This is a genomic window from Roseateles chitinivorans (assembly GCF_002761755.1).
Classification (GTDB): domain Bacteria; phylum Pseudomonadota; class Gammaproteobacteria; order Burkholderiales; family Burkholderiaceae_C; genus Roseateles; species Roseateles chitinivorans.
Genome location: NZ_PEOG01000010.1, coordinates 40047 through 52271, shown reverse-complemented (window position 1 = coordinate 52271; position 12225 = coordinate 40047). Strand labels below are relative to the sequence as shown.

Below are 12225 nucleotides of genomic sequence, written 5' to 3'. Positions count from 1 at the left end.
CGATCAGCGGCCCTTGAATTTGGGCGCGCGCTTTTCCTGCCAGGCGCGGACGCCCTCCGCCAGATCCTCCGACGCGTTCGATACCGCGATGTCCGCCAGCAGCGCCTCCGCGTCGAGTCGGCCGTTGGCGATCGCGTTCAGATGGCGTTTCATGCCGGCCAGCGCCAGCGGCGCGAAGCCGCAGAGCCGCTCGCACAAGGCCTGCACCGCCGCATCGAGCGCTTCGCCGTCGTCGAGCAGTTGATCCAGGAAGCCGCTGGCGCGCATCGCCTCGGCGTCCAAGGTTTCGCCGGCCAGCAGCACCCGCTTGGCCATCGACAGCCCCAGCCGGTTCACATACCGCTCCATGCCGCCGCGATAGAAGTGCAGCCCCAATCGCGCGGCGGGTACGAACATCTCGCATCGCTGCACGCCGAGCCGGAAATCGCAAGCCAGGGCGAGGTCGGTGGCGCCGCCGTAGACACCGCCCTGGATCGCAGCGACGGTCACGGGCCGGGCCTGTTCCCAGGCGTCGGCCAGCGATTCGAACAAGGCGCCCGCGTCCACGCCGGGCACCGCGTCGATGTTGAAGCCGCTGCAGAAGTGCCGGCCCTCGGCGCACAGCAGCAGCACGCGGACCGTCGGCGTGGCCTCGACCTCGCGCAGGTGGGCCTGCAGCGTCTGCAGGTCGATCAGCTCGAGCCGGTTGGCGACATGCGGTCGACGCAGCGTCACCCGGGCGAGCGGGCCGTCGATCTCCAGCGCGGGCAGGTATTGGGGCATGGCGGCGCAGTCTAGCGAAGCGGCGCCTAGCACAAGCCGTCCTCCCGAGCCTCAACTTCGACCGACCGGTCGGATTAATCAATTGCGAAATGTCAATGCGGCATCCACTGACAGAGCGCTGGGGGCTTCCCGCTAGAGTCGGTCGCCACACGTCGCATGAACGACCAACCCCCGGGCGATGGCCTTCGGAGCGGTCGCGACGCCCCCGGCAAGCATCGGTGGCGCGCGATCAACGGCCTCGCCCGGTACCACGACAGGAGACAAGGTGGACGGGGCGATTGCAAGCATCCTGGTGCTGGACGGGGTCACCAACGGCGCGGTCTACGCGCTGCTGGCACTGGCCCTGGTCCTCGTGTTCGCGGTCACGCGGGTGATCTTCATTCCTCAGGGGGAGTTCGTCGCTTTCGGCGCGCTGACGCTGGCGGGACTGCAGCTCGGCCACACGCCGATGACGATCCACTTCCTGATCGCGATGGCGTTGCTGGCCGCGGTGCTGGACCTGATCGCCGCCGCGCGCGCCGGCCGCCTCGGGGCGGAACTCGCGCCGATCGCGCTGCGCGCCTTGCCCGGCGTGGCGATCGGGCTGTGCGCGCTCTGGCTGGCGCCGATGAAGCTGCCGCTGGTGGCGCAGGCGCTGCTGACGCTGGCGGTGGTCACGCCGATGGGCGGGCTGTTGTACCGCCTGGCCTACCAGTCGCTGGCGGACGCCTCGGTGCTGGTGCTGCTGATCGTGTCGGTCGGGGTGCACTTCGCGCTGACCGGATTGGGCCTGGTGTTCTTCGGCGCGGAGGGCTCGCGCAATCCGAGCTTCTGGGACGCGAGCTACGCAGCCGGGCCGCTGATGTTCTCGGGCCAGACGCTGATCATCGTGATGGCCTCGGCGGCGCTGATCGTGGCGCTGTGGTTGTTCTTCGACAGGAGCCTCTACGGCAAGGCGCTGCGCGCGACCGCGGTGAACCGGCTCGGCGCGCGGCTGATGGGCATCTCCAGCACCTCGGCCGGGCGGCTCTCGTTCACGCTGGCGGCCTTCATCGGCGCGCTGTCCGGCATCCTGATCAGCCCGACCACGACGATCTTCTACGACAGCGGCTTCCTCATCGGCCTGAAGGGCTTCGTCGCCGCGGTCTTCGCCGGACTCTCGAGTTATCCGGGCGCGGCCCTGGGCGCGCTGCTCGTCGGCCTGATCGAGTCCTTCAGTTCCTTCTGGGCCAGCGCCTTCAAGGAGGTCATCGTCTTCACCACCATCCTGCCGGTGCTGCTGTGGCGCAGCTGGCGCGACCCGCACCATGAAGAGCATTGACGTGACCTCCGATCGAGCCGCCATGAATGCCTCGTCCCCTGCGTCCGCCGCGGCGCGTCCGTGGTCGCGTCGCCTGGCGCCGGTGCTGCTGCTGGCGGTCCTGGCGGTGCTGCCGCTGTTGCCGGTGCCCGAGTTCTGGATCACGCAGCTGAACTACATCGGCATGTTCGCGCTGGTCGCGCTCGGCCTGGTGCTGCTGACCGGCGTCGGCGGGCTGACCTCCTTCGGCCAGGCCGCTTTCGTCGGGGTGGGCGCGTACACGACGGCGCTGCTCAGCGCGCGCTACGGCCTGTCGCCCTGGCTCGGCCTGGCCGCGGGCCTGGCGGTCACGCTGGCGATCGCGCTGGTGCTGGCGCTGATCACGCTGCGGATGTCCGGCCACTACCTGCCGCTCGCGACCATCGCCTGGGCGCTGAGCCTGAACTTCACGATCGCCAACATGGAGTCGCTGGGCAAGTACGACGGCCTGCTCGGCGTGCCGGCGATCGAGCTCTTCGGAGTGAGCCTGGCCGACGGCCGTGCCATCTACTACCTGATCTGGCTGTTCGCGATCCTCGGCGCGCTCGCCGTGCGCAACCTGCTGGATTCCCGCCCCGGGCGGGCCATCCGCGCGCTCGGCGGCGCGACGGTGATGGCCGAGTCGATGGGTGTCTCCACCTTCCGCTACAAGGTCGTGATCTTCCTGATCGCGGCGCTGCTGGCCTCGGTGTCCGGCTGGCTGTTCGCGCATGTCCAGCGCACGGTGAACCCCAGTCCCTTCGGGCTGAAGATGGGCATCGAATACCTGTTCATGGCCGTCGTGGGCGGCGTGTCCAGCGTCTGGGGCGCGTTCGTCGGCGCGGGCGTGTTCAAGATCATCGAGGACCAGCTCAAGGAGCTGCTGCCCGCGCTGCTCGGCAGCAACGGCAACTTCGAGATCATCGTGCTCGGTGTCGTGCTGGTGCTGATGCTGAAGTACGCGCCCAAGGGGCTGTGGCCGTCCCTTCAGGGGCTGCTGTCGCGCTGGTGGCCGCCGGCTCGCCGCGAGCGGGACTGGGAGGGCGCCGCCGCGCTCGAGGCGCGGCCCAAACCGCAGGCCGGCTCGGTGCTGCTGCGGGTCGACAAGCTGCGCAAGCAGTTCGGCGGGCTGGTCGCCGTCAACGACGTCAGCTTCGAGCTGCGCGCGGGCGAGATCATGGGACTGATCGGCCCCAACGGCGCCGGCAAGTCCACGACCTTCAACCTGGTGTCCGGCGTGCTGCCGGCGACCAGCGGCGAACTGCGCTTCGCGGGCGAGTCGATCACCGGACTGCCCGCGCGCCAGATCGCGCGTCGCGGCCTCTCCCGGACCTTCCAGCACGTGAAGATGATCGCGGACATGACGGTGCTGGAGAACGTCGCGCTGGGTGGCTATCTGCGCTCGCACAGCGGCACGGCGAAGGCGATGCTCCGGTTCGATCGCGCCGAGGAGCGGCGCCTGTTCGCCGAGGCCGAATCGCAGCTGCGCCGCATCGGCATGCAGGACCACCTGCACGAGCTGGCCGGCAACCTGGCGCTGGGGCCGCAGCGGCTGATGGAGATCGCTCGGGCGCTCTGCGCCGACCCGTCGCTGCTGCTGCTCGACGAGCCGGCCGCCGGCCTGCGCCACAAGGAGAAGCAGGCGCTGGCGGCGGTGCTGCGGCAACTGCGGACCGAGGGCATGAGCATCCTGCTGGTCGAGCACGACATGGACTTCGTGATGGGCCTGACGGACCGCATCGTCGTGATGGAGTTCGGGACCAAGCTGATCGAGGGCACGCCCGCCGAGGTGCAGGCCAGTCCCGAAGTGCGCGCGGCCTACCTGGGAACGGAACACTGAGATGAGCGAGTTGTTGAAGGTCAACGGCCTGCATGCCGGCTACGGGCGCGCGGAGGTGCTCACCGGGCTGGACCTGCGCCTGCGCCAAGGCGAGGTGGTCACCGTGATCGGACCCAACGGCGCCGGCAAGAGCACCACGCTGAATGCGCTGATGGGCGTGCTGCCCGCGCGCGGGCAGGTCCTGTTCGACGGCGAGGAGGTGAATGGGCTGGGCCTGGAGGAACGCGTGATGAAGGGCCTCGCGCTGGTGCCCGAGAAACGCGAGTTGTTCACGACGATGTCGGTCGAGGACAACCTGGTGCTCGGCGGCTTCCGGCCGATGCGTCTGGGCGTGAAGGACTGGCGGGATGAGCTGGAGCGCGTCTATGCGTTGTTCCCCCGCCTGAAGGAACGCCGCGCGCAGCTGGCCGGCACACTGTCCGGTGGCGAGCGGCAGATGCTGGCCGTCGGGCGCGCGCTGATGGCGCGCCCCAAGCTGCTGATGCTCGACGAGCCCAGCCTCGGGCTGGCGCCGCTGATCGTCAAGGAGGTGTTCCGCATCGTCGCGCAGCTGCGCGAGGCCGGCGTGTCCATCCTCCTGATCGAGCAGAACGCCCGGGCGGCGCTCGAGGTGGCCGACTATGGCTATGTGCTGGAGACGGGCGAGATCGCTCTGGAAGGCAAGGCCGCGGACCTGGCCAAGGATCCGCGGGTCATCGAGACCTACCTGGGCGCGAGCCGCAAGCAGCACTGAGCCGGCGGCGCGCCCGCGGACCGGGCGCGGCGGCGCATGCCGACCGGCTGTATCAGCCCGGCTGGCCCTCGGCGAACATCTTGGCCATGCGCGCCTTGAGCTCGGCCTCGGAGACGTCCTCCTTGTGGGTGGCGATCATCCACTTGTGGCCGAACGGATCGGCGATCACCCCCATGCGGTCGCCCCAGAACTGGTCGGCCACCGGCATCTCCACCTTGGCACCGGCGCCCTCGGCCGTCTTCACCGTCGCGTCGACGTCAGGCACGTAGATCACCACCGTCGTGGCGCTGCCGTTCAGGCTCAGGGGGCTCAGCGCGCCGCAGTGGGAGCGCTCCTCGGTCAGCATGAACTTCGCGCCGCCGACGCTCAGTTCGGCATGCATCACGCCATCCGGCGCGTCGAGCCGCAACTCGAGCCTGGCGCCGAAGGCGCGCTGGTAGAAGTCGATCGCGGCGCCGGCGCCGCGGATGGTGAGGTAGGGCGTCGCGCCGTTCGCGGCGGGGACGGCAGGTACGGAAGCAGTCATCGCAATCTCCTTCAGTCGAGGGTGGGTCACCTGCAGACGACGAACGGCCCAAGCCGGAATCGACACGCGGCATCGGCGGCGTGCCCGGCCCACTCGAATCGGGGGGCGTGGCGTGACCTGGCCGAAACATGAGCGCGGGGGCTGCCCACCATAATCCGCCGACATCCCACCATGGCGCTGCTGTCCTCCCTCCGCAAACTGCTGTCCGGCTCCGGCGATACCGCGCCGGCCGGCCGACCTACCGCCGCCGCTGGCACGCCCGCGCGACCGGCGGAGCCGTCCGCCGCACCGGCCGGACCGGGCGCGGCCGCCACACTGCCGTCGCAGCCGCTGGCGTCGGTGCACTCGCACGGGCCCAGCCAGTTGTCGACCCAGACCGCCGTCTACACCGGGGGCGAGATCGTCTTCCCCGCGCTCGAGGCCTCGCCGGAGTGGCTGCAGTTCAGCGCGCGGCTGCTGGGCCTGTCTCGGCTCAAGGACGTGCGGCCGTCCGCTGGCGAACAGGGGCTGATGCAGCGCCTGCAGGCGCTGCGCGGCTCCCAATGGGCCGACCAGCTGCCGCGCCTGCCAGCGGTTCTGCCGCAACTGATGCGGCTGGCGCGTCGGCCGGACGTGGCAAGGGCCGAACTGGTGCAACTGCTGTCGCGCGACCCCAGCCTGGTCGGCGAGCTGATGCGGCTGGCCAACTCGCCGCGCTACCGGACCGAGCGCGAGATCACCGATCTGTCCGGCGCGGTGACGGTGCTGGGCCAGCAGGGGCTGGATCAGCTGGTGATGGGCGCCGCGATGCGGCCGATCTTCCATCAGGGCAAAGGCCGCTACGGCAGCCGCGCCGGCACGCTGCTGTGGGACTTGAGCGAGCGCACCGCGTTCGCCACACGGCAACTGGCCAATGCCGGGGACGACGAGTTCGCCGCCTACCTGGCCGGGCTCAGCTCGCAGCTCGGCATGATGGCCCTGCTCCGCGTGCTGGACGGCATGTCCGCCCCGTCCGTCCCGCCGCTGGACCGCGAAGGGCTGCATCGCCAGCTGCTGCCGCTGACGGCCACCTGGTCGGCGCAGATCGTCGAGCACTGGGGCTTTCCGCCCCAGGTCGCCGAGGCGCTGGCGCCTCGGCCGGGGCGCGGCGCGGAATCGGCCGTCCTCGCGCATCTGGTGCGGCAGGCCCAGGCCGTCGCGCTGCGCCAGCTGATGCAGCCGGGGCTGCAGCCCGCCCAACTGGGCGACTGGTCCGCCGCGCAGCAGCGCTGTTATGCAGCCATGGACCGCGAGTTCGCCACCGGCACGCCGCCTTGAGCGCCCGGTCGTGGATCAGCCGCGACGGCGCCTCGCCAACCACCAGCCCATCACGCCGAACCCGCCCTCGAGCGCCAGCGCCAGCGCCGCCGCGGGCAGCGCGCCGGCGAGCAGCAAGGCCTGATCGTTCAGCGCCAGGCCGGTGACGATGCGCTCGCCATAGCCGCCGGCGCCGATGAAGGCGGCCATCGTCGCGGTGCCGACCGAGAGGCTGGTCGCGGTGCGCAGGCCCGCCAGCATGACGGGCAGCGCCAGCGGCAGCTGGATCGAGCGCAGCACCTGCCCACGGGTGAGGCCGAGCGCGCGCCCCGCGGTGGTGAGCCCCTGCGGCACCTCGCTGAGCCCGACGGTGCAGTTGCGCAGCACCGGCAGCAGCGCATAGAGCGTCAGCGCGACCAGCGCCGGCACCGGCCCGATCCGGTCCATCGCCCAGATCAGCAGCGCCAGCATCGCCAGCGATGGCACCGTCTGCAGCAGCGCGCAGGCGGCCAGCAGCGCTTCGCGCCAGCGCGGCCATGGATGCAGCGCGACCGCGAGCGGCACGCCGACCAGCGCGGCGAGACCGACGGCGCCCAGCACCAGCGTCAGGTGCTGCACCGTGAGCCGGCCGAGATCGGGCCCCGCGATCCGAGCCCACAGGCCGGACGTCGATCGCGTGGTGGCCGGCTCGAGCGTGGCCGAGGACGTCGACGAGGACGCGGCAGCGGGCGCACCGCTCGCCGGGCCGCGCGGCTTGGCGAGGAAGCCTCGTGCGATCGCGTCGAACGGCTGCCGCTGGATCTCCGCCTGCGCATTCATCGCGATCATCGCGGCCTCGTCGATCCGTCCCCGCAGCGTCTGCAGCGCCGCCCAGGCGCGCGGATGCCGGCGAGGCAGGTCGAGGCGATACAGCAGCACGGCGTCATAGCGCGGGAAGAAGCCGGCATCGTCGTCGAGCACCGTCAGGTCGAGCGCCGCGATCTGCGCATCGGTCGTATAGACATCGGTGAGGTCGATCTGGCCCTCCGCGAGCGCGCGGTAGGCCAGCCCGTGATCCAGTCCGGTCGGCGTCTGCGGCAAGGCGTAACGCCGCGACAGGCCGGGCCAGCCGTCGGCGCGCCCCAGGAACTCGTTGCTGAGCCCCAGCCGCAGCGCCGCTTGTCCCTTCAGCTGGGACAGTGCCCTGAGCCCGAGCGCACGCGCCTGGGCCGATCGCATCGCCAGCGCATAACCGTTGTTGAAGCCCAGCGGCACGTCGATCGCCAGCCCCAGGGGGCGCAACTCCGCCTGCAACTGCGCCAGCGGCGCGCCGGTCGTCGCATGGCCGAGGATCTCGCGCTCGATCGTGCCGAGGTACTCGGCGTAGACGTCGATGCCGCCGGTCCGGAGCGCCGCATGGACGATGGCCGTGTTGCCCAGCCCCTGCTTCACCTCGACTGCGGCGGCCGGGTCGCCGGTCCGCGCCGTCTGCGCGAGGATCTCGGCCAGGATGTAGCTTTCGGTGAAGCGCTTCGAGCCGATCCGCAGCGGCTCGGCTGCCCAGGCGCGGGATCCGGTCGCCAGCGCCGCGCCGGCCAGCAACAGGAAGAGGAGCGGCCGCAGCCGGCGGAGCAGCATCATCGGCGCAGCATAGTCGAGCCGCTCCGGCTGCGCGCCAGCGTGCGCAAGACCTGGCTCGCGAAGGCGTCCGCCGCCGCCGATCCGGCCGAGGCCTTGCTCCGCATCAGCACCACCGACATCGCCGGCAGCGAGGTGGCCGGCGGCATGCCATGGCGCTCGTCCAGCAGCTCCATGCCGTCCGGCACGCTGCAGCGCGTGAACAGCGCGATCGCCAGACCGCTCTCGACGGCCGCGAGCATGCCGGCCGGGCTCGCGCTGTCGCAGACGATGCGCCAGGGGCGCTTCAATGCGGCCAGCGCCGCCAATGCCGCCTTGCGCGCGAGGCTGCCCGATTCGTACACGGCCACCGGCAGCGGCGTCTGCCGCCAGGCCTCGAAGCGCGGGGCGCCGAACCACGCGAGCGGCTCATCGAACAGCGGCTGTCCACGACCGGCGCGATCGCGCGTGACCACGGCCACGTCGACCTCGCCGCGCGCGAGCCGCGGGATCAGCACCGTCGACTGCTGGCAGACCAGCGTCAGCTCCACCGCGGTGTGCCGGCCGGCGAAGTCGCGCAGCACCGGCGTGAGGTAGGGCACCGCGTAGTCCTCCGGCACGCCGACGGTCAGCCGCCCATGCAGCGTTTCGCGCCGCAGCGCCTGCACCGCCTCGTCGTGCTGCGCGATCAGCCGTCGCGCATGGCCGAGGAGCTCGCGGCCGGCGGGCGTGAGGTCGAGCCGGCGCGGCGTCCGCACCAGCACCGGCTGTCCGACCGCCCGCTCGAGCTTCGCGATCTGCATGCTGAGCGCCGACTGCGAGCGATGCACCCACTGTCCCGCAGCCGTCAGCGAGCCCGCGTCCACGGCGGCGACGAAGGCGCGCAGCCAGTCCAGTTGAAGATCGGTCGAGGGCATCCTGTCCTCCGCCACGCGGGCGAGCATTCGATTCCCTGATGCTAAGCGTGATGAGGATTCGCTTTGCTGTCGGACATCCGCGCCGCAGACTCGAAGCATGACTTCACTCGCCCCCTCAGGCATCGCCGCGACGCCCGCCAGCACCGACGGGGCGCCGTCCGCGGCCCAACCCTCGCCCGGCGCGACATCCGCCGTGACGTCCGGTATGACGCCCGTGAGCTCAACGAGCTCAACGAGCGCCACGAGCGCCACGAGCGTCACGAGCGTCACGAGCGTCACGAGCACGGGGCCCGGCGCGCCCGAGGCGGCCCGGCGTCTGCGCGAAGGCCAGGTGCTCATGGTCGGCGGCGGCCTGCTGCTCGGCACCATCGGCGTCTTTGTCGAAGAGGCCGCGCAGGACCCGGCCACGACCGTGTGGTTCCGCTGTGCATTCGGGCTGGCCGCGCTGTTGCTCTGGGGGGCCGCGCGCGGCCGGTTGGGGGAGCTCTTCCGGCTGCGCGGTCGGCCGCTGGCCGCGGTGATCGCCGTCGGCGTGCTGACGGTGCTGAACTGGGGACTGTTCTTCGCCGCCATCCCGCGTTGCTCGATCGCCGTGTCCACCGTGGTCTTCCACCTGCAGCCGTTCTGGCTGATGGCGATGGGCGCGTTCTGGTTGCGCGAGCGCGTGGACCGCGCGCAGTGGCTCGCCACGGCGGTGGCGCTGTGCGGGCTGGCGCTCACCACCGGCGTCGCGGACGACGCCTTCGGCGCCACCGCCGGCGGGCGCGCGACCGAGCTGCCCGGCTACGCAAGCGGCGTGCTGATGTGCCTGCTGGGCTCGCTCAGCTATGCCGCCGCCAGCTTCATCGCCAAGATCGAGGCCGATCGCGCCGGCTCCTTCGCGTTGTCGGCGGGGCAGTGCGTCGTTGGTGTGCTGGTGCTGCTGCCGTGGCCGCTGATGCACGGCTGGCCGGCCTTCGGCGCCGCCTGGGGATGGCTCGCGGGCCTTGGCGTGCTGCACACCGGCCTGGCCTATGTCGTGCTCTATGCGGGCATGGCGCGCCTGGGCACCGGGCGCATCGCGGTGCTGCAGTTCGTCTATCCGGGCACGGCGGTGCTGGTCGACTGGCTCGTCTACGGACGCGCGCTGGGGCCGGCGCAACTGGCGGGCGTCGGACTCATCGGCGCGGCGCTGTGGACGCTGCGCCGGCGCGGCTGAGCCGCGGCGGCGTGTCGCGGGCTCTCCCTCAGGACTGCGGTTCGTCCCGCCGGTCGCGCAGTCCGTCGCCGCGAGGACGCCGCGCGTCGCGTCGGTTCGTAGAGTGCGCCGCATTCAGCGAACCAGGGAGCGCCCGATGTCCACCTCTTCCGACCTCCACGCCGTGCCCAGGCCCGCCGGCTGGCATCGCCGCAGCGTGTTGCTGCTTGCGGCGGTCACGCTGGCGCTCGGCGCCTGCGCCCAGCCCGCGCCGCCGCCGCCGCCGCCAGCCTCGGACGGCTTCAGCGCCGGCATCACCTTCGACGCGAAGGCTGACGGGGTCGATCTCGAGACCCCGCTCTACCCCGGTGCCGTGCCTTACAAGGACCGGGACGAGGACAAGTCCGGCGTGCGGATGAGCCTGTGGGGCGGGCTTTTCGGCCTGCGTCTGGCCGCGGGCAAGTTCCAGAGCCAGGACGACGTCGACCGCATCGGCCGTTTCTACCGCCGCGCGCTCGCGCGCTACGGCACGCCGCTCGACTGCGGCGCGGCCGATGCGCCGCGCGGCAAGCCGCGTGACAGCGGCCCGCTGACCTGCGACGACGACAAACCCGATGCCGGCGGCCGGCTCTACAAGGTCGGCCTGCCGAAGGACTTCCGGGTCGTGGCGCTGAAGCCGCTGCCCGACGGCACCACGCAGATCAGCGTCGCTCGGGTGAGCCTGCGATGAGCCGCCCGGGCAAGACCGCCGTCCGGCGCGGCCCGGGTCGGCTGTCCCACCGGATTCCGATCAGGCCGGTTCAATCGCCGCCGACCGCGGCCGCGTCCGGCGATGCCGACACCGGCGCGCCCCAGGCCAACGGGTCGTCCGGTTCGGCGACCCAGGTGCCGTCCAAGAGGATGTGACCGCGCCCCTCGCGCTGCTCAAGCGCCGGATCGTCGAAGCGCACGGTGCCGTCCAGCGCGAAGCTCGCGGCGATCGTGCCCTCGGGCGTGTCCAGTCGCACCGGTCCCGGCCGCAGGCGTCCCACATGGGCCAGCGCGGCCAGCACTGCGATCAGGCTGTCCGGCGTTGCCGCCACCGGACCGGTGGACGCCAGGAACAGCACGCCGGCCAGACTGCCGGGACGCTCCGGGTCGGTGAGCAGCGCGGCCTGGGTGCCGGGCGCGCTGCGCGGCGCGCCGGTCAATGCAAGGCGCCAGGCATCGTGACCGGCGGCGAAGGCGGCCAGCCGGTCGGTCATCGTCGCGCCGGCCAGCGCGGGACCGCCGCTGACGACCACGCGAGTCAGCACGCCGCCGACATGCGCGTCGATCAGCCGGGTCGGGGTGGGCAGGACATTCATGCGATCACCTGTAGCGTGAAGTTGCGCAAGTGCGCCATCAGGGCATCGGACGCCTCGGCGGCCGCCACACCGTCCCCGCTGGCGATCGTCTCGGCCAGGCGCTGGTGCGCCCGGGCGCCGCTGGCGACGTCGCCCAGGTGCCGGTACGCATACCAGAAGCGCCGGCACTGGATGATCATCGGCAGCACCGCCGCCACCGCATAGCGGTTGCGGCAGGCCGCATGATTGACGCGGTCCAGGGCCTGGTCCACCCGCATGTAGGCCTCCAGGTCGTGGCGCTCGGCCGCCTCCGCCATGCGGGCGGCGCAGGCCAGCAGCGCCGAGCGCTGCGCCGGCGAGGCCCGCCGCGCCGAGCAGCAGGCGATCAGCCGCTCCAGCGGACGGCGCGCCTCCAGCAGGTCCAGGTGCTCGGCCAGCGGGATGTCGCTGACCAGCAGGCCGCGCCGCGGCTGCTGCGCGATCAGGCCGCTGGCCACCAGCCGCATCAGCGCCTCGCGCGTGGGCGTGCGCCCCAGGCCGATCCGGGCGATCAGCTCCGACTCCACCACCGGCGCCCCCGGGCGCAACTGCAGCGTCGCGATCAGGGTCTCGATCGCGTCATAGGCCTGGTCGGCCTGGCGGCGTTTCTCGACGTCCTGCAGTTCGAGGGTGTCTGAAGTCATGGGTGCGGATCATCGCAGGTCCACCCGGCGGGCTTCCGGGGACGGTATTGGATTGACTTTGCGGAGGTCAACCCCAGTTAAATCCGCGTCCGGC

At 71.7% G+C, this 12225-nt stretch carries 12 protein-coding genes; 6 read left to right on the top strand and 6 right to left on the bottom strand.

Going from position 1 to position 12225, the window contains the following annotated elements; genetic code table 11:
• Positions 1-3 precede the first annotated feature (3 nt).
• Complete coding sequence (locus CS062_RS04450) at positions 4-762, bottom strand: enoyl-CoA hydratase/isomerase family protein (protein WP_099860283.1); 759 nt, start codon at positions 760-762, stop codon at positions 4-6.
• Between the two features lie 265 nt (positions 763-1027).
• Here CS062_RS04450 and CS062_RS04445 point away from each other — a divergent pair, with 265 nt between their 5' ends.
• Genes CS062_RS04445 through CS062_RS04435 form a run of 3 tightly spaced genes read left to right on the top strand, consistent with a single transcriptional unit; the run spans position 1028 to position 4632 of the window.
• A complete protein-coding gene (locus CS062_RS04445) occupies positions 1028-2062 on the top strand; it encodes a branched-chain amino acid ABC transporter permease (RefSeq protein ID WP_099860282.1) in 1035 nt (344 codons plus the stop codon).
• A 22-nt stretch (positions 2063-2084) separates the two neighbouring features.
• Positions 2085-3899, top strand: coding sequence for a branched-chain amino acid ABC transporter ATP-binding protein/permease (locus CS062_RS04440; protein ID WP_099860281.1), 1815 nt, complete (start codon positions 2085-2087; stop codon positions 3897-3899).
• A gap of 1 nt (position 3900) precedes the next feature.
• Positions 3901-4632, top strand: a complete 732-nt coding sequence (locus tag CS062_RS04435; protein WP_099860280.1) for an ABC transporter ATP-binding protein — start codon at positions 3901-3903, stop codon at positions 4630-4632.
• Positions 4633-4684: 52 nt separating this feature from the next.
• Here the strand turns inward: CS062_RS04435 and CS062_RS04430 are convergent, their stop codons facing one another.
• On the bottom strand, positions 4685-5158 hold the full coding sequence (locus CS062_RS04430; RefSeq protein WP_099860279.1) for a VOC family protein: 474 nt from the start codon (positions 5156-5158) through the stop codon (positions 4685-4687).
• 171 nt (positions 5159-5329) lie between these two features.
• Here CS062_RS04430 and CS062_RS04425 point away from each other — a divergent pair, with 171 nt between their 5' ends.
• Complete coding sequence (locus CS062_RS04425) at positions 5330-6454, top strand: HDOD domain-containing protein (RefSeq protein WP_099860278.1); 1125 nt, start codon at positions 5330-5332, stop codon at positions 6452-6454.
• A 15-nt stretch (positions 6455-6469) separates the two neighbouring features.
• Here the strand turns inward: CS062_RS04425 and CS062_RS04420 are convergent, their stop codons facing one another.
• Positions 6470-8053, bottom strand: a complete 1584-nt coding sequence (locus CS062_RS04420; RefSeq protein WP_233217908.1) for a glycine betaine ABC transporter substrate-binding protein — start codon at positions 8051-8053, stop codon at positions 6470-6472.
• The gene (locus CS062_RS04415; RefSeq protein WP_099860326.1) at positions 8050-8946 is read right to left on the bottom strand and encodes a LysR family transcriptional regulator; all 897 of its coding nucleotides are present in this window, start codon (positions 8944-8946) and stop codon (positions 8050-8052) included. The genes CS062_RS04420 and CS062_RS04415 overlap by 4 nt, the downstream gene beginning before the upstream one ends.
• A 214-nt stretch (positions 8947-9160) precedes the next feature.
• Here CS062_RS04415 and CS062_RS04410 point away from each other — a divergent pair, with 214 nt between their 5' ends.
• Both CS062_RS04410 and CS062_RS04405 read left to right on the top strand, forming a co-directional pair.
• On the top strand, positions 9161-10144 hold the full coding sequence (locus tag CS062_RS04410; RefSeq protein WP_368372847.1) for a DMT family transporter: 984 nt from the start codon (positions 9161-9163) through the stop codon (positions 10142-10144).
• A 136-nt stretch (positions 10145-10280) separates the two neighbouring features.
• Entirely contained in the window at positions 10281-10853 is a 573-nt protein-coding gene (locus CS062_RS04405) for a hypothetical protein (RefSeq protein WP_099860276.1), read from the top strand.
• Positions 10854-10923: 70 nt separating this feature from the next.
• Here the strand turns inward: CS062_RS04405 and CS062_RS04400 are convergent, their stop codons facing one another.
• A complete protein-coding gene (locus CS062_RS04400) occupies positions 10924-11469 on the bottom strand; it encodes a proline racemase family protein (protein ID WP_099860275.1) in 546 nt (181 codons plus the stop codon).
• Entirely contained in the window at positions 11466-12131 is a 666-nt protein-coding gene (locus CS062_RS04395; RefSeq protein ID WP_099860274.1) for a GntR family transcriptional regulator, read from the bottom strand. The genes CS062_RS04400 and CS062_RS04395 overlap by 4 nt, the downstream gene beginning before the upstream one ends.
• Positions 12132-12225: the final 94 nt, after the last annotated feature.